Origin of the sequence: Georgenia alba, from assembly GCF_042665525.1 — a bacterium.
Classification (GTDB): Bacteria; Actinomycetota; Actinomycetes; order Actinomycetales; family Actinomycetaceae; genus Allobogoriella; species Allobogoriella alba.
This window is the reverse complement of sequence record NZ_JBHTCQ010000003.1, coordinates 57,544-73,954: the sequence shown is the minus strand read 5'-3', so window position 1 is coordinate 73,954 and position 16,411 is coordinate 57,544. Positions and strand designations below refer to the sequence as shown.

Genomic DNA, 16,411 nt, shown 5'->3' with positions numbered 1-16,411 from the left:
CACCCACCGTCCCGAAGGAGGACACATGACCGACGCAACCACCCGCAAGCAGGTCCTGATCACCCCCGACGCCGCCCCTCCCGGTGGCCCCTACTCGCACGCCGCGATCGCCGGGGACTTCGTGTACCTGGCCGGTGCCACGCCGCACCGCACGGACCGCTCCCTCGTCGAGGGCGGCTTCGACGAGCAGGCCCGGCAGACCTTCGACAACCTCGCCGCGATCGCCGCGGCCGCCGGCTCCTCCCTAGCGGACGCCGTCCAGGCCCGTGTCTACCTCCGCCACCAGGACGACTTCGCCGCGATGAACGAGATCTTCGCCGAGTACTTCGGCGACGAGCCGCCCGTCCGGACCACGATCCAGGCCGACCTTCCCGGCTTCCTCATCGAGGTGGACGCCGTGCTGTACACGCCCCGCCGCTGAGGCTCCGCCCGGCACGACGACCCGCCCACACCCGAAGGAGCCACGACATGATCGAGCCGAATCCCGGATTCCTGGTCCCGCTCGCCGGTGCCGTCCTGCTGATGATCGGGATCAGCTGGTGGGTCGCGATGCGGACCCGCGACGGGGAGGACTTCCTCCTCGCCGGACGCAAGCTCCGCACCCCGCTGGTCATGGGCACCACGCTCGCCACGCTCGTCGGGACCGGATCGAGCCTGGGTGCCGTCGGGTACGCCTACGAGAGCGGCTGGGCCGGCGCCCTGTACGGCATCGGCGGCGCGGTCGGCGTCTTCGCGCTGCTGTGGCTCTTCGCCGACGTCCGGGACAAGGGCTTCATGACGTTCGCCGAGGAGATGAGCTACTACTACGGCGCGAACCGCGTGGTGAAGGGCCTGGTGGCCGTCCTGCTCTTCCTGGCCTCGGTCGGCTGGCTCGGCGCGCACATCATGGGCGGCGCGATCTACCTGTCGTACCTGACCGGCATGGGCGACGACACGGCGAAGATCGTCATCGCCCTCGGCTTCGGCATCTACACCATCATCGGCGGCTACCTGGCCGTCGTCGTGACCGACGCGATCCAGGGCACCCTGCTCTTCCTCGGCTTCACGCTGCTGGCGGTGCTGGCGCTGGTCAAGGTGGGCGGGCCGGCCGGCCTGTCGGAGGGCACGTCGGCCGAGGCGGCCGGCGCCCTCGGGCTCGACGCGCTCGGCCCGCTGCCCGCGGTCTCCCTCGCGCTGGTGATCGCGGTCGGCGTCGTGGCCGGGCCGTCCTACCGGCAGCGGATCTACGCCGCCGCCGATGTGCGGACGGTGCGGCGCAGCTTCCTGCTCGCCGGGCTGCTCTTCGCGGCCTTCTCCGCGCTGCCCGCCGTGGCCGGCATCGCGGCCAGCCGGCTCGCGCCGGACCTGCCGAGCCCGGACATGGCCTTCCCGTACCTCGCCACCGAGCTCTTCCCGGCGTTCGTCGGGGCGTTCCTGCTCATCGCCGGCCTGTCCGCGACCATGTCCTCCGGAGACTCCGACGCCATCGTCGGCGTCAGCATCCTCATCCGCGACGTCGCCCAGCTCGTGACCGGACGGGTCCCGCGAGCGGACCGGGTGGTGCTCTACTCCCGCCTCGGGCTCGGTGCCGTTCTCGGCCTGGCACTGGTGTTCGCCCTGGCGGCCGAGACGATCATCGAGTACATCACCACCATGATCGCCACGATCCTCACCGGACTGCTCGTGGCGTCGCTGCTCGGGAAGTTCTGGCGGCGGGCCACGTGGCCGGGCGGCATCGCCGCGATGGTGTGCGGCTCGGCCGCGGCCCTCGTGGTCAACAGCAGCGGCCCGCTGACCGAGTTCTGGGGCAACGCCGTCATCCCGTCGCTCGCCGCCGCGCTCGTCGCGGGCGTCGTGGTGAGCCTCGTGACGCCGCGGAACCGGGTCAGCAGCGAGGAGGCGCTGCGCGTGCTGCGTGAGGAGAGGGCCCACCTGGAGACCGCAGACGCCCTCCGGGCCCGCGAGGGGTAGCCGCCGTGGACGTGGGCGGGCCGCCTCGGCGTCCGTCACGTCTCGGCGGGCGGCCGGCGGCCCTAGACTCGGCGTCGTGCGAGCCATCCGACGCTTCACGGTCCGTAACGTGCTCCCCGAGTCGCTGGCGCCCCTGGACACCCTCGCGCTGAACCTGCGCTGGTCCTGGCACGCCCCGACCCGTGACCTGTTCGCCTCGCTGGACCCGCAGCTGTGGCAGCGGGTGCACGGCGACCCGGTGGCCCTGCTCGGCTCGCTCAGCCCGCGCCGTCTCGCCCAGCTGGCGGAGGACCGGAGCCTCATCGCCGAGGTCGGGCGGCTCGACGCCGACCTGCGCACCTACCTGACCGAGCCGCGCTGGTTCCAGCAGCTCGAGGACCCCGACAAGCCCGACACGATCGCCTACTTCTCGGCGGAGTACGGCACGACGGCGGTGCTGCCCCAGTACTCCGGCGGCCTGGGCATCCTCGCCGGCGACCACCTGAAGTCGGCGTCCGACCTCGGCGTGCCGATCGTCGGCGTCGGGTTGCTGTACAGCTCCGGCTACTTCAAGCAGTCCCTCACACGGGACGGCTGGCAGCACGAGACCTACCCGGTGCTCGACCCCGACAACCTCCCGCTCACCCTCCTGCGCGAGACCGACGGCACCCCCGCCCGGGTGTCGCTGGGGCTGCCGGGCGGCACGCGCCTGCACGCCCAGATCTGGGTGGCGCAGGTGGGCCGGGTCCCGCTGCTGCTCCTGGACTCCAACGTCGTGGAGAACGACGACGCGGCCCGCCGCGTCACGGACCGGCTCTACGGCGGCAGCGCCGACCACCGCCTCCGGCAGGAGCTGCTGCTCGGGATGGGCGGGGTCAAGGCCGTGCGGACGTACTGCCGGCTCACCGGGACCGCGGCACCCCAGGTGTTCCACTGCAACGAGGGCCACGCCGGGTTCCTGTCCGTCGAGCGCGTCCGCGAGCTCGTGCAGGAGGAGGGCCTGACCTTCGAGGCCGCTCTCGAGGCCGTCAAGGGCGGCACGATCTTCACCACCCACACCCCGGTGCCCGCCGGCATCAGCCGCTACGGCACGGACCTGATCGGCGAGTACTTCGGCGGCGGCGCCGCGCTCGAGGGGGTGCCCCTGGAGAAGATCCTCGCCCTGGGGGCGGAGGACTTCGAGGGCGGCAACCCGGCCGTGTTCAACATGGCGATCATGGGCTTGCGGACCGCGCGCCGCGCCAACGGCGTGGCGACGCTGCACGGCAAGGTCTCCCGCGGCATGTTCCACCAGCTGTGGCCCGGCTTCGACGTCAGCGAGGTGCCGATCACCTCGATCACCAACGGCGTGCACGGGGACACCTGGACCGACCCGCAGTTCGTGTCCCTGGCCCGGGAGCGGCTCACCGACGAGCAGATCGCCTCCGGCGATGGGTTCCGGCTGCCACCCGAGGAGGGCGGCCTGTCCGACGAGGAGCTGTGGACGCTCCGCGGCCGGCTGCGGACCGCCCTGGTGCACGAGGCGCGCCGGCGGGTGCGCAAGGCCTGGCTGGACCGCGGCGCGTCACCCGCCGAGCTCGGCTGGACCGACGACGTGCTGGACCCGGACGTCCTGACCATCGGGTTCGCGCGGCGGGTCCCCACGTACAAGCGCCTCACTCTCATGCTCTCCGACCCCGCGCGCCTCACCCGGCTGTTGACCGACCCCCAGCGGCCCATCCAGATCGTCGTCGCCGGCAAGTCCCACCCGGACGACGAGCAGGGCGTCGGTCTCATCCAGCGGCTGGTCCAGTTCGCCGACGACGCCGGGGTGCGGGAGCGCATCGTGTTCCTGCCGAACTACGACATCGCCATGGCCCAGCGGCTCATGCCCGGCTGCGACGTCTGGCTCAACAACCCGCTGCGTCCGCTCGAGGCCTCCGGCACGTCCGGGATGAAGTGCGCGCTCAACGGCGCCCTGAACCTCTCGATCCTCGACGGCTGGTGGGACGAGTGGTACGACGGCCGCAACGGCTGGGCGATCCCGACCGCCGACGGCGTCCAGGACCCGGCCGAGCGTGACCGGCTCGAGGCCTCCGCGCTCTACGAGCTCCTCGAGGACACCGTCGTCCCCCGGTTCTACGACCGGGACGACGGCGGCGTCCCGCGCCGCTGGATGGAGATGGTCCGGCACACGCTCGCCACGCTCGGGCCGAAGGTGCAGGCCACCCGGATGGTGCGGGAGTACGTCACCGAGCTCTACACGCCGGCGGCCGCCGCCTCGCGTGCCCTGGACGGTCCCGGGCACGAGCAGGCTCGGGTGCTCGCCGACTGGAAGGCGCGGGTCCGCGCCGCATGGCCGTCCGTCCGGGTCGACCACGTCGAGTCCGAGGGGATCGGCGAGGTCGTCAACGTCGGGGACCCCGTCTCGGTGACCGCCTACGTCGCGCTCGACGACCTCACGCCGCAGGACGTCGAGGTCCAGGCGGTCGGGGGCCGGGTCGACGACGAGGACAACCTCACCGACCTGCGCCTCTTCCCGCTGGAGCTGACCGAGTCCTACGAGGGCGGCCGGCACGCCTTCTCCGGCACGCACGTGCTCGACGGCACCGGGCCGTTCGGGTACACGGTGCGGATCGTGCCGAAGAACGCGCTCATGGACGGCCCGGCCGAGCTGGGGCTGGCGACCTCCGCGAGCTGAGCCGGTAGCGGCTCTGCACGACGTGGAGCTCGCACGGCTCGGAGTGCGCCTCGGGCGGGATCGGGAGGACCTGGACCGGGCCCTGGCGGACATCCACCTCGGAGCTGCCATGATCCTCGCCGGCGACGCGGTGGACGAGGACGCGGTCGGGGAGATCGTCACCTACGACGACAGGTTGGCCGCCGCGGCGGCGGCGCTGGGGTTCGCCGTCGCCCGCCCGCGGGCTCAGTAGACCATCTGCATGGCCTCGCGGACCTCGGCCAGCGTCGCCTCCGCGATCGCGCCCGCGCGCTCGTTGCCGGACCGCAGCACGCCGAGCAGGTAACCGGGGTCGGCGGCCAGCTCTGCGCGCCGCGCGCGGATCGGCGCGAGCATCTCGTTGACGGCCTCGGTGGCGACCTTCTTGAGCGTGCCACCTCCGCCGTCGCCGATCTCCGCGGCGACGTCCTCGGGCGCCCGGTCGCTCGCCAGTGCCGCCAGCAGCACGAGGTTGGAGACCTCGGGCCGGTTCACCGGGTCGTAGGTGATGTGCCGGTCGGCGTCGGTGACCGCCTTCTTGAGCCGCTTCGCCGTCGAGTCGGCGTCCATGCCGATCTCGATCGTGTTCCCGCGCGACTTGCTCATCTTCTGCCCGTCCGTGCCCAGGACGCTGGCCGCCTCCGAGAGCAGCGCCTCCGGTCGCGGGAAGACCGGCGCGGACCCCTCGCCGGACCGGCCGTAGCGCTCGTCGAAGCGGCGGGCGATCACGCGGGCCTGCTCCAGGTGGGGCAGCTGGTCCTTGCCGACCGGCACCAGGTTCGCCTTGCAGAACAGGATGTCGGCCGCCTGGTGGACCGGGTAGGTCAGGAGCAGCCCGGACATCGGACGGTCCCCGGTCGCCTCCAGCTCCGCCTTCACCGTCGGGTTGCGGCGCAGCTCGGCGTCGGTCACCAGTGACAGGAACGGCAGCATGAGCTGGTTGAGCGCCGGGACGGCGGAGTGGGTGAAGATCGTCCCCGCCTCGGCGTCGATGCCGATGGCCAGGTAGTCGGCGACCAGCGACAGGACACGGTCGCGGATCGGGCCGACGCCGTCGCGGTCGGTGATCACCTGGTAGTCGGCCACCAGCACGAACGTCTCCACGCCCGCCTGCTGCAGGCGCACCCGGTTGCGCAGCGACCCGAAGTAGTGGCCGATGTGCAGGTTCCCGGTGGGCCGGTCGCCGGTGAGGATACGGAACCGGCCGGGGTCGCTGGTGATCTCCCGCTCGATCTCGGCGCTCCGGACCCGGGTGCGCTCGAGAGACGCGTCGGAGGTGGACTCCGCCAGGTCGGCGGTCTGCTGCTCGGTCATGTGGTCCTCGGGTGTCGGGGCCGGCCCGCGGGCGGGCGGCCGCCGCACGGGGACGGCCGGGCGTGGGGACGCTGCTCGGGTCCGTCCGTCAGGACGGCCACCAGGAGCGGGTCATCGGCACGGGACAACTCTACTGACTCCGCGCCGGGCCGCGGACACGGCCCAGGTCCCACTCACCACCCGGCGGCGGCACCGCCCGTGAGGTAGATCCGCATGCTCAGCGACTCCAGCTCGACGGCGGAACCCGGCTCGGCGAGGCTGTCCCGACCGTTCCCGTTCTCCGCAACCGCCTCGTCGGCGGTGCTCTCGTCGCCGGTCGCCCGCTCGGCCTCGTCGTCGGCCGAGTCCTCCGCCCGGTGGTCGCCGGGGTGCTCCCAGGCCGAGTCCCACACCAGCGCGTAGCGTTCGCCGCGCCCGGCGGCGAGCCGGACGGTGCGCTCGTCGAGCGACCCGTTGAGCACCACGAGCGCGTCGGCGCAGCCGTGCGGCCCCGATCGGTGCATCTGCAGCACGCGCACGCCCGGGTCGTGCCATGCCTCCGCGGTCATCGGGTTCCCGGCCTCGTCGTACCACGACAGGTCCGGCACGTCGTCGCCCAGCCCGGGCCGGCCGGTGGCGAACCGCGCCGGCCGGAGCACCGGGTGCTCGCGGCGCAGCCGCAGCAGGTAGGTCGCGGTCTCGAGCAGCTCGCCGTGCCAGCCCTCGCGCGCCCAGGTCACCCACGAGATCTCGTTGTCCTGGCAGTAGGCGTTGTTGTTGCCGCCCTGGGTGCGGCCGATCTCGTCGCCGGCCGTGAGCATCGGGGTGCCGGCCGCCACCAGCAGCGTGCCCAGCAGGTTCCGCACGGACCGCCGGCGCACCGGGGCCACCTGGGCGGCGGGGGAGTGCCGGCCCACCGGACCCTCGACACCGTGGTTCCAGGAGCGGTTGTCGTCGCTGCCGTCCCGGTTGCCCTCGAGGTTCGCCTCGTTGTGCTTGTGCTCGTAGGTGACGAGGTCGGCGAGGGTGAAGCCGTCGTGGGCGGTGACGAAGTTGATCGACGCCAGCGGACCCCGGCCACCCGGAGCCTCGCCGCGGCCGAAGAGGTCGGCGCTGCCGGCCAGCCTGGTGGCGAGCTCGCGGAGGTCATGACCGGTCTGCCCTTTCGCCGCCGCGGCCGCGTCGGCCAGCCAGAAGCATCGGACGGCGTCGCGGAAGCGGTCGTTCCAGTCCGCCGCCGGAGCCGGGAACTGCCCGGTGCGCCACCCGCCCGGGCCGAGGTCCCACGGCTCGGTGATGAGCTTCGTCGCCCCGATCACCGGGTCCGTCGCCATCGCCACCAGGAACGGGTGGTGCGAGCTGAAGTCCGCGCCCTGGCGGCCGAGCGTGACGGCGAGGTCGAAGCGGAACCCGTCCACGCCCACCTCGCCCGCCCAGTACCGCAGCGAGTCCAGGGCCAGCTGCACCACGCGGGTGCGGCGGAAGTCGAGCGAGTTGCCGGTGCCGGTGACGTCGACGAGCCGGGCGGGGGCTCCGCCGTCGTGCAGGTAGTAGCCGGTGTTGTCCAGGCCACGGAAGGACAGGGCCGGCCCCGCCCCGTCCGCGCCGCTGCCGCCCTCGCACGTGTGGTTGTAGACGACGTCGAGGATCACCTCGAGGCCCGCGGCGTGCAGCAGCGCGACCATCCCCTTGACCTCCGCGAGCACCGCCGCGGGACCCGCCTCCTGCGCGGCGCGGGTCGCGTAGGACGGCTCCGGCGCGAAGAAGGCCAGCGTGTTGTAGCCCCAGTAGTTGCTCAGCCCTCGCTGCGCCAGGCACGGCTCGGTGACCTTGGCGTGGATCGGCAGCAGCTCGACGGTGGTCACACCGAGGTCCTTCAGGTGCGCCACGGTGGCCGGGTGGGCGAGGCCCGCGTAGGTGCCCCGGAGCTCCTCGGGCACCTCGGGAAGCTGCTTCGTCAGTCCGCGCACGTGGGCCTCGTAGATCACCGTCCTCTCCCACGGGACCCGCGGCGGGGGCACCGCGCCGTCGAAGCCGTCGTCGACGACGACGCCGTGCGCGACGTGGCCGGCGGAGTCCCGCGGGTCGGGCTCCCACGGTCCGTCCGGGGCGCTCAGGTCCTCGCCGACCACGTGGCCGTAGATCTCCGGCCGGAGCCGGACCGTCCCGGCCAGGGCGCGGGCGTACGGGTCGAGGAGCAGCTTCGCGGGGTTGTGCAGGAGGCCGGCGTCCGGCTCCCACCGGCCGTGGGCGCGGAACCCGTAGCGCTGGCCGGCGCCGATGCCGGGGACGTGACCGTGCCAGATGCCGTCGACGGGCCCGTGGAGGGTGAACCGCCGCTCGGTCAGCGCCTCCCCGGAGACGTCGAGGAGGCACAGGTCCACCCGCTCCGCCTGCGCCGCGTGCACCGCGACGTCGATGCCGTCGCCCACCAGGTGAGCCCCGAGCCGCCGCGGGTTGGCCGCCGGGCCGGGTGCCCGCCCGGTCGCGTCGCCGAGGGCCGGGGTCGAGAGGTGAGCGGTGGTCACCCGCCCCATTGAACTCCACGGGGGCGGTGTCCGGCGTCGGGATGATTCCGTGCCGTGCCGCGACAGGTGGCACCCTTGGTCCCATGCGGATCGTCGTGTGCGTCAAGTACGTCCCTGACCTGCAGTCGGACCGGTCGCTCGATGCCGATGGGCGCCTGGTACGCGGGCTCGACGACGCCATCAACGAGCTGGACGAGAACGCCGTCGAGGCCGCCGTCAGCCTCGCCGAGCAGACGGAGGCCGAGGTCGTCGCGCTCACCGTCGGACCCGAGGACGCCGTGGACGCCGTGCGCCGCGCGTTGCAGATGGGCGCCACCTCGGGCGTGCACGTCCTCGACGACCGGATCGCGGGCGCGGACGTCGTCGGCACGGCTCGGGTGCTCGCCGCCGCGGTGCGCACCGTCGAGCGGGACGGGCCGGTGGACCTGGTGGTGACCGGCATGGCGACGATGGACGGCCTCACGTCGATGGTCCCGGCGGCGCTCGCGGCCGTGCTCGATCGCCCGGCCCTCACGCTCGCCAGCAGCGTCTCCCTCGCGGACCGCGCGGTGACGATCACCCGGAGCATCGGGGACGCAGATGAACAGCAGAGCGCGGGCCTTCCGTTGGTGCTGTCCGTGACCGATCAGCTCAACGAGCCGCGCATCCCGGGCGCCGCGTCGCTGATGTCCGCCCGGAAGAAGCCGGTCGCCACCTTCTCGCTGGACGAGCTCGACGGCGGTGCGGCAGCCGGCGAGACCCTGACCGGCACCGCGGTCCTGTCCGCCGAGCCACGCCCGCCGCGGGAGACGGGGCGGATCATCACCGACACGGGGGACGCGGGAGAGAAGCTCGCCGCGTTCCTCGTCGAGCAGAAGCTCGTCTGAGGGGAATCCGTGATGAGTGACGACCAGCCGATCCTCGTCGTCGTCGATCACGTCGACGGCGCCCTGACGACCCCGTCCGCCGAGGTCCTCACGCTCGCCCGGGAGCTCACCGACGCCCCGGTCGCCGCCGTCGCGCTGGAACCGCCGGACCTCCCGGCCCTGGGCAGGTACGGGGCCGGCACCGTCCACGTGCCCGACCTCGACGGGAACGCACCGACCGTCTCCGCCGTCGCCGCCGAGGGGGTGCTCGCGGTGGTCGCGGCGCTCGACCCGGCCGCGGTGCTGCTGGTCTCGACCTTCGCCGGCAAGGAGCTGGCCGCGCGCCTGGCCGTCGGCCTGGGTTCCGGCGCCGTCGTGGACGCCACCGGTGTCCGCGACGACGACGGCGCACTGGTCGCGACGAAGACCGTCCTCCAGGGCACCTGGGACACCACGTGCCGGGTGACCGCCGGGACCCCGGTGATCGCGGTCAAGCCCACAGTGGTGGACGCGGTCCCGGTCGACGGCGTCACCCCCGAGGTGGTCGAGGTGCCCGTGGAGCTGTCCGGCACCGCGCGGGCGGTCCGGGTGCTCGGCCGGACCGCGCACCCGCGCGGCCGGGCCCCGCTGCCCGAGGCGCGGACGGTCGTCGTCGGCGGGCGCGGGGTCGAGGGGGACTTCAGCCTGGTCGAGGAGCTCGCCGACGTGCTCGGCGCGGCCGTCGGCGCCACCCGCGTGGCCACCGACGAGGGGTGGATCGACCACGCCGCCCAGGTCGGTCAGACCGGTGTCACCATCGCGCCGCGCCTGTACATCGGCGCAGGTGTCTCCGGCGCGATCCATCACACCGCCGGGATCCAGGCGGCCCAGACCATCGTGGCCATCAACAGCGACCCGGACGCCCCGATCCTCGAGATGGCCGACGTCGCCGTGGTCGGGGATCTGAACGACGTGCTGCCGCAGGCGATCGAGGCCATCCGGCGGCTGCGCGAGGGCGACGCCACCGCCTGATGGGTCCAGGCGTGACGTATTCCTTACGCCTGGACCCATGTAGTGGGCTCACGGCCGTCCCTACACTGGATCGGTGAGCACCTACCTCGACCACGCCGCCACCACCCCGGTGCGCCCGGAGGTGGCCGCCGCCTACGCCGAGGAGCTCACGCGGCTCGGGAACCCGTCCTCGCTGCACTCTGCGGGACGCGACGCCCGCCGGCGGCTGGAGGAGGCCCGCGAACAGCTGGCCGCGGCGATCGGCGCCGAGCCGGCCGAGGTGATCTTCACCTCCGGCGGCACCGAGGCCGACAACCTCGCCGTCAAGGGCGGCTACTGGGCACGCCGGGCCGGGGACGAGCGCCTGCGGACGGTGGCCGTCTCCGCCGTCGAGCACCACGCGGTGCTCGAGGCCGCCGAGTGGCTAGGCGAGCACGAGGGGGCCGAGGTCGTGCTGCTCCACGTCGACCGCGACGGCGTCGTGGACCCCGGCCACCTGGAGGAGGTGCTCGCCACCGGGACCGTCGCCGTCGTGTCGGTCATGTGGGCCAACAACGAGACCGGCGCCCTCCAGCCGGTCCGGGACGTCGCGGCCCGCGCGCACGCCGCGGGCGTCCCGGTGCACTCCGACGCCGTCCAGGCGGTCGGGAAGGTGCCCGTCCACCTCGACCGCTCCGGCCTGGACGCGCTCAGCCTCACCGGCCACAAGCTCGGCGCCCCGGTGGGCACCGGTGCCCTGGTGGCCCGCCGCGACCTCGCCCTCATACCCGTCGAGCACGGCGGTGGCCAGGAGCGCGGGGTCCGGTCCGGCACGCTGCACGTCGCGGGCGCCCGGGCCCTCGCGCTCGCGGTGGAGATGGCGGTCGCGGACCAGGAGGCGGAGGCCGCCCGGCTGCGCGACCTGCGGGACCGGCTCGTCGCCGGGGCCACCGCGGCGGTCGACGGGCTGCGGGTGACCGGACCCGGGCCGGACCACCGGTTGCCCGGGCTGGCGCACCTGACGGTCGCCGGAGCCGATCCCGACGCCCTGCTGCTCGGCCTGGACATGGCCGGCATCGCGGCGTCCTCCGGGTCGGCCTGCCAGGCGGGCGTCCAGCAGCCGTCGCACGTCCTGCTCGCCATGGGCTACGACACCGACGAGGCCCGCTCCGCGCTGCGCTTCAGCCTGGGCCGGACCACCTCCGATGCGGACGTCGACGCCGTGCTCGCGGCGCTCCCCGGCGTGGTCGGGTCCGCCCGCAAGGCCTACGCCGCACGCGCCGCCGCGCGCACGTCACGCGGCGCAGTCCGGGAGGGAGCCGCCTGATGCGCGTCCTCGCCGCCCTGTCCGGAGGGGTCGACTCCGCCGTCGCCGCCGCCCGTGCCGTCGAGGCCGGCCATGATGTGGTCGGCGTGCACATGGCGCTGTCCCGCTCCCGCGCCCAGCACCGCAACGGCTCGCGCGGCTGCTGCTCCATCGAGGACGCCTCCGACGCGCGCCGCGCCGCCGACGTCCTGGGCATCCCGTACTACGTGTGGGACCTGTCCGAGGAGTTCGAGGACACGGTCGTCGCCGACTTCCTCTCGGAGTACCAGGCCGGTCGCACCCCCAACCCCTGCGTGCGCTGCAACGAGCACATCAAGTTCGCCTCCCTGCTGGACCGCGGACTCGCGCTCGGCTTCGACGCGGTGTGCACCGGGCACTACGCCCGCATCGTCGACGTGCCCGGGCCGGACGGCGAGAACCGGCGTGAGCTGCACCGCGCCGTCGACGTCGCCAAGGACCAGTCCTACGTGCTCGCCGTCATGGGGCCCGAGCGGCTCGCCCGCTCGCTCTTCCCGCTCGGGGACGCCCCGTCCAAGGACGAGGTACGCAAGGAGGCCGCGACGCGCGGCCTGAGCGTCTCGGCGAAGCCGGACTCCTACGACATCTGCTTCGTGGCCGACGGCGACACCCGGGGGTTCCTCCGCGACCGGCTGGGCAGCCGGCCCGGAGAGATCGTCGACGCCGACGGCACCGTCCTCGGCGAGCACGACGGCGCCTACGCGTTCACCGTCGGGCAGCGCAAGGGCCTGGGGCTGGACCGCCCCGCCCCGGACGGGAGCCCCCGCTACGTCCTGGAGACCCGCCCGGAGACCAACCAGGTGGTCGTGGGGCCGAGCGAGCTGCTCAGCGTCGACGAGATCCGCGCCGAGCAGAGCGTCTGGCTCGCCGAGGACGTCGCGGCCGGGGAGTGGACCGACGCCGAGGTCCAGGTGCGGGCGCACGGCGACCCGGTCCCGGCGACGGTACGGCGCACGCCGGAGGAGATCGTCACCCGACTGGCGACACCGCTGCGCGGGATCGCGCCGGGCCAGTCGCTCGTGGTCTACCGCGGCACGCGGGTGCTGGGCCAGGCGACCATCGCCGCGGCGCGGCGCGGCGCACCGGTCCCGGCCTGACCGGGCCGCCTGACCGGGCCGGCCGGTGGCGCAGGGGCGGCCCGGCGGTCAGCGGTCGTCGAGCGGGACCGCCGCCGGGCGCTCGACCGTGCTGGTGATCTCGACCGAGCGGCCCTCGCGGGCGGCTTCGAGCACACCCTCCATGACCTCCAGCACGTGGAAGGCCACGACGCCCTGGGCGCGTCCCGCCGTCGGGTCGGAAGCGAACGCGCCCTCCCACAGCAGGTCGGCCAGCCCGTAGCCGCGCGCGGCGCCGCGGTACCCGGCCGAGACGGGCAGCTCCCGCCAGGCGGGGTCCTCGGTCGTCGCGACCGAGACGGTGCCGGCGAAGTGGTTGGGGTCGGGGACCGCCAGCGAGCCCTCGGTGCCGTGCACCTCGATGTTCGCCGCGCGGGACGCGACCGCGTCGAAGCTCATGAGCAGCGTGGAGATCGCGCCCGAGGCGTGCACGAGGGCACCGGTGACGTGGCTCGGCGTGGAGACCGGGATCCGGGTGCCCGCGCGCGGGCCCGAGCCGATGACGCGCTCGTCCCGCAGCGCGCTCGCCGCACCGATCACGCGGACCACCGGGCCCAGCAGCGTCACCAGCGCCGTGATGTAGTACGGGCCCATGTCGAGCAGCGGGCCACCGCCCGGCTGGTAGTAGAAGTCCGGAGCCGGGTGCCAGCGCTCGTGCCCCGGGGTGACCATCGTCGCCATGGCGCTCGTCGGGATGCCGATGGCGCCGCCGTCGACGGCGGAGCGGGCGGTCTGGACGCCGGTGCCCAGCACGGTGTCCGGTGCACCGCCGAGCACCACGCCGGCGGCGGAGGCGGCGTCGAGCATCTGGGTGGCCGCCGCCGTCGTGGCCGCCAGCGGCTTCTCGACGTACACGCCCTTGCCTGCTGCGACGGCGGCGAGCGAGACGTCTGCGTGCGCGGCCGGGACGGTCAGGTTGACCACGGCGTCGACGTCGTCCCGGCTCAGGAGCTCCGGCACCTTCAGACCGACGGCGCCGTGCTGCTCGGCGACCGAGCGGGCCCGCTCCAGGTCGAGGTCGGCGACGGCGACCAGCTCCAGGTCCGCCAGGCGGTCGAACGTCGCCAGGTACTGCGCGGAGATGTTCCCGGCGCCGACCAGCCCGACCCTCAGCGGCTGGCCCACAGCATGCCCCGCTCGATGATCGTCCGGACGTTCGGGTTCTCCAGGATCTCGACCCGGTGACCCGGCGTGCACGCGAAGATACGGCCGCGACCCCACTGCCGCGTCCAGACCGCCGGCGAGGTGTGCTCGCGGTGCCACGGGTCGAACTCGCGCTTCGGCAGCGTGGTCGTCGCGAGGACGTCGAGCAGGCCGTCGGTGAGCACCCAGTACTGCTCCGTGACGAGGTCGAAGCTCTCGATGCCGCGCGTGATGGGGTGGTCGGCGGCCTCCGGCAGGATGTCGATCCGGTGCGGGATGTAGTTGTCCGCCTGGTCCCCGACCCGCTCGCTCGGGTGCTTGCCCGGATGGTTGGCGAACTGGGCGCCCATGAGCTGCAGGTAGGCGTCGGAGGAGCGGTAGGAGTCGGCGATGCCGCCGTGCCAGCCGGCGAGTCCGGTGCCGGCCTCGACGGCGGCGCGCAGCCCCTCCACCTGCTCCTTCTCGATCGTCGACATCGTCATGCACTGCACGACGAGGTCGGTCCCCGCCATCCGCCCGGCGTCCGCGTAGATCGCCGGCGAGTCGAAGATCTCGGTCTCGAAGCCGTTCTCCGCCAGGAACGGCAGGAAGAGGTCGGTGGCCTCGACGGGCTGGTGCCCGTCCCAGCCTCCGCGGATGATGATCGCCTGCTTGCTCATGCGGTGCTCTGCTCCCCTCGTCGGTGGCAGCGTGCCACACGGCCTCCGATGAGCCGTGGGACGTCCGAGAGCCGGTCCCCGCTCGGTCGCGGGCGGGGCCAGCGGGACCAGTGTGGCGGAAGCGACGGCCATGCCCGAAATCTCCTCGCCGCCACGCGGCCGTCTCTGCCCCGTCACGGCTCCCGAGGCGATAGATTCGGTGCCCAGGAGTCGCGATGGCGCGGGAGACCTGATGACGCAGCACAACACCGCACTGGCCGGGCACCAACGGTCGAGGACCACCCTGCCGCTCGTCCTGGTGACCGCCGTGGTGGGCGGACTGATCGCGCTCGGCCCGTTCGGGTTCATGGCGTGGGCGATCGGGCCGGTCGTGCTGGCCGCCGGCCTGCACGGCCGCCGGCACCTGACGCCGTGGAGCCGCGAGGTGACATGGCTCGGGAGCGGGCTCGTCGTCGGCACCGCGCTGCATCTCGGGCTCGACGAGCTCGTGCGTGCGGGAGCACCGCTCGTCTGGCCGCTCTGAGACGCCCGCGGGCCCGGCAGCGTCGCCCGCTACGGTGGCGTCGTGCACGACCTCCTCCCGCTGGCCCGGACCGCCGTCGACCCAGACGCCGTCTCCCGCACCGACGCGGCACTCGTGTCCCGGCTCGTCGCCGACCCGACCACGCGAGTCGTCCTCGTGCAGCGCGGCCTGCTCGCGACCGACGGCGACGGGCTCGACCTCCGGGCGCCCGACGAGCTGCCCTCGGACGCCTGGGACGCAGAGCACGTCGTCTATCTCGGGCGGGACGAGCATCACGCCTATCTGTCGCTGACGCTGCCGGAGCACCTGGGGGAGGAGCGCGACCTCGACGGCGTCCCCGTCGTCGAGGACGCCCGGCTGGTGGAGCTGGTGGCGGCCCTGCGCTTCACCCACCTCAGGGACGTGGGGGACGCGTTCGGCGACCTCGACGCCGGTCTCGCCGCCACCGCCGTCGCGGTCAGCTCGTGGCACGCGCGGCACCCGAGGTGCCCGCGGTGCGGCGAGCCCACCGAGGTGGTCGACTCCGGCTGGGTCCGGCGCTGCACCGCCGACGGCTCCCTGCACTTCCCGCGCACCGACCCGGCGGTCATCATGGCCGTCACCGACCGGGCGGACCGCATCCTGCTGGGGCATGCGGCGCACTGGCCCGAGCGGCGGTTCTCGACCCTCGCCGGCTACGTGGAGCCGGGGGAGTCCATCGAGGTCGCGGTCGCGCGCGAGGTCAAGGAGGAGGTCGGGCTCGACGTCGCCGACGTCGAGTACGTCGCGTCCCAGCCGTGGCCGTTCCCGGCCTCGCTCATGCTGGGCTTCCGGGCGGTGCTCGCCGACGGGCAGGACCAGGTGCGGGTCGATGCCGTCGAGATCACCGCGGCCCGGTTCTTCACCCGGGAGGAGCTCGCCGCCGCCGTCGCGGCCGGCGAGATCCTGCTGCCGATGCGCTCCTCGATCGCCCGTGCGCTCATCGAGGACTGGTACGGCGGACCGCTGGAGACCCGCGGCTTCTGATCGCCGTCAGGCGCCGAGCCGCTCGACGACCTCCGCCAGGGACGGGTTGGTGGCCGCCGAGCCGTCCGGGAAGAGGACGGTGGGGACCGTGCGGTTGCCCTGGTTGACCGACTCGACGAAGTCCGCGGACTCCGGGTGCTCCTCGATGTTGACCTCGCGGTAGGTGATCCCCTCACGATCCAGCTGGGACTTCAGTCGTCGGCAGTAGCCGCACCAGCTGGTCGAGTACATCGTGATCGTGCCGGCCTCGGGAGCCTCGGTCGTCATGACATCTCCTCTCGTCCTCGCAGCCAACCACACGGCCGCCGAGATTCTTCCCGTCCGTCCACAGCGCGTGTGGCGAGTGCTCCGCCGTGTCA

General features: G+C 73.7%; 15 protein-coding genes. 10 read left to right on the top strand and 5 right to left on the bottom strand.

Annotated features, from left to right (window positions below):
• The first annotated feature begins 25 nt into the window (after positions 1-25).
• From ACFQQL_RS14270 to ACFQQL_RS14255, 4 genes are all read left to right on the top strand, one after another.
• The gene (locus ACFQQL_RS14270) at positions 26-421 is read left to right on the top strand and encodes a RidA family protein (RefSeq protein WP_382395542.1); all 396 of its coding nucleotides are present in this window, start codon (positions 26-28) and stop codon (positions 419-421) included.
• Positions 422-468: 47 nt separating this feature from the next.
• On the top strand, positions 469-1,950 hold the full coding sequence (locus tag ACFQQL_RS14265; protein WP_382395540.1) for a sodium:solute symporter family protein: 1,482 nt from the start codon (positions 469-471) through the stop codon (positions 1,948-1,950).
• 76 nt (positions 1,951-2,026) lie between these two features.
• Complete coding sequence (gene glgP, locus ACFQQL_RS14260; protein ID WP_382395538.1) at positions 2,027-4,609, top strand: alpha-glucan family phosphorylase; 2,583 nt, start codon at positions 2,027-2,029, stop codon at positions 4,607-4,609.
• 22 nt (positions 4,610-4,631) lie between these two features.
• A complete protein-coding gene (locus ACFQQL_RS14255) occupies positions 4,632-4,841 on the top strand; it encodes a hypothetical protein (RefSeq protein ID WP_382395536.1) in 210 nt (69 codons plus the stop codon).
• On the opposite strand, the gene trpS is transcribed toward ACFQQL_RS14255, so the two are convergent.
• Positions 4,835-5,941 carry a tryptophan--tRNA ligase gene (trpS, locus tag ACFQQL_RS14250; RefSeq protein WP_382395534.1) on the bottom strand — a complete coding sequence of 369 codons (1,107 nt, stop codon included), beginning with the start codon at positions 5,939-5,941 and terminating at the stop codon, positions 4,835-4,837. The two genes, ACFQQL_RS14255 and trpS, sit on opposite strands and share 7 nt — an antisense overlap.
• Before the next feature lie 173 nt (positions 5,942-6,114).
• Positions 6,115-8,448: a glycogen debranching protein GlgX gene (gene glgX, locus ACFQQL_RS14245; RefSeq protein WP_382395532.1), complete on the bottom strand. Its 2,334-nt coding sequence runs from the start codon at positions 8,446-8,448 to the stop codon at positions 6,115-6,117.
• An 83-nt stretch (positions 8,449-8,531) separates the two neighbouring features.
• Here glgX and ACFQQL_RS14240 point away from each other — a divergent pair, with 83 nt between their 5' ends.
• From ACFQQL_RS14240 to mnmA, 4 genes are all read left to right on the top strand, one after another.
• On the top strand, positions 8,532-9,314 hold the full coding sequence (locus tag ACFQQL_RS14240; protein ID WP_382395531.1) for an electron transfer flavoprotein subunit beta/FixA family protein: 783 nt from the start codon (positions 8,532-8,534) through the stop codon (positions 9,312-9,314).
• 12 nt (positions 9,315-9,326) lie between these two features.
• The gene (locus tag ACFQQL_RS14235) at positions 9,327-10,304 is read left to right on the top strand and encodes an electron transfer flavoprotein subunit alpha/FixB family protein (protein WP_382395529.1); all 978 of its coding nucleotides are present in this window, start codon (positions 9,327-9,329) and stop codon (positions 10,302-10,304) included.
• Between the two features lie 73 nt (positions 10,305-10,377).
• Entirely contained in the window at positions 10,378-11,589 is a 1,212-nt protein-coding gene (locus tag ACFQQL_RS14230; protein WP_382395527.1) for a cysteine desulfurase family protein, read from the top strand.
• Entirely contained in the window at positions 11,589-12,704 is a 1,116-nt protein-coding gene (mnmA, locus tag ACFQQL_RS14225) for a tRNA 2-thiouridine(34) synthase MnmA (protein ID WP_382395525.1), read from the top strand. The genes ACFQQL_RS14230 and mnmA overlap by 1 nt, the downstream gene beginning before the upstream one ends.
• A gap of 48 nt (positions 12,705-12,752) precedes the next feature.
• Here the strand turns inward: mnmA and ACFQQL_RS14220 are convergent, their stop codons facing one another.
• Both ACFQQL_RS14220 and ACFQQL_RS14215 read right to left on the bottom strand, forming a co-directional pair.
• Positions 12,753-13,847 (bottom strand): Gfo/Idh/MocA family protein, encoded by a 1,095-nt coding sequence (locus tag ACFQQL_RS14220; RefSeq protein ID WP_382395523.1) that lies wholly within the window; start codon positions 13,845-13,847, stop codon positions 12,753-12,755.
• Positions 13,832-14,524: a ThuA domain-containing protein gene (locus ACFQQL_RS14215; protein ID WP_382395521.1), complete on the bottom strand. Its 693-nt coding sequence runs from the start codon at positions 14,522-14,524 to the stop codon at positions 13,832-13,834. Before ACFQQL_RS14215 ends, ACFQQL_RS14220 begins: the two co-directional genes overlap by 16 nt.
• A 232-nt stretch (positions 14,525-14,756) precedes the next feature.
• Between ACFQQL_RS14215 and ACFQQL_RS14210 the strand changes: the two genes are divergently transcribed.
• Positions 14,757-15,047, top strand: coding sequence for a hypothetical protein (locus ACFQQL_RS14210; RefSeq protein WP_382395519.1), 291 nt, complete (start codon positions 14,757-14,759; stop codon positions 15,045-15,047).
• Positions 15,048-15,089: 42 nt separating this feature from the next.
• Complete coding sequence (gene nudC / locus ACFQQL_RS14205) at positions 15,090-16,052, top strand: NAD(+) diphosphatase (protein WP_382395517.1); 963 nt, start codon at positions 15,090-15,092, stop codon at positions 16,050-16,052.
• A gap of 6 nt (positions 16,053-16,058) precedes the next feature.
• Here the strand turns inward: nudC and ACFQQL_RS14200 are convergent, their stop codons facing one another.
• Positions 16,059-16,319, bottom strand: coding sequence for a mycoredoxin (locus tag ACFQQL_RS14200; RefSeq protein WP_382395515.1), 261 nt, complete (start codon positions 16,317-16,319; stop codon positions 16,059-16,061).
• Positions 16,320-16,411 lie beyond the last annotated feature (92 nt).

Coding starts and splice junctions, on each gene's coding strand:
- ACFQQL_RS14270 (WP_382395542.1), top strand. CDS start 26: ATGACCGACGCAACCACCCGCAAGCAGGTCCTGATCACCCCCGACGCC.
- ACFQQL_RS14265 (WP_382395540.1), top strand. CDS start 469: ATGATCGAGCCGAATCCCGGATTCCTGGTCCCGCTCGCCGGTGCCGTC.
- trpS (WP_382395534.1), bottom strand. CDS start 5,941: ATGACCGAGCAGCAGACCGCCGACCTGGCGGAGTCCACCTCCGACGCG.
- ACFQQL_RS14240 (WP_382395531.1), top strand. CDS start 8,532: ATGCGGATCGTCGTGTGCGTCAAGTACGTCCCTGACCTGCAGTCGGAC.
- ACFQQL_RS14235 (WP_382395529.1), top strand. CDS start 9,327: ATGAGTGACGACCAGCCGATCCTCGTCGTCGTCGATCACGTCGACGGC.
- mnmA (WP_382395525.1), top strand. CDS start 11,589: ATGCGCGTCCTCGCCGCCCTGTCCGGAGGGGTCGACTCCGCCGTCGCC.
- ACFQQL_RS14215 (WP_382395521.1), bottom strand. CDS start 14,524: ATGAGCAAGCAGGCGATCATCATCCGCGGAGGCTGGGACGGGCACCAG.
- ACFQQL_RS14210 (WP_382395519.1), top strand. CDS start 14,757: ATGACGCAGCACAACACCGCACTGGCCGGGCACCAACGGTCGAGGACC.
- ACFQQL_RS14200 (WP_382395515.1), bottom strand. CDS start 16,319: ATGACGACCGAGGCTCCCGAGGCCGGCACGATCACGATGTACTCGACC.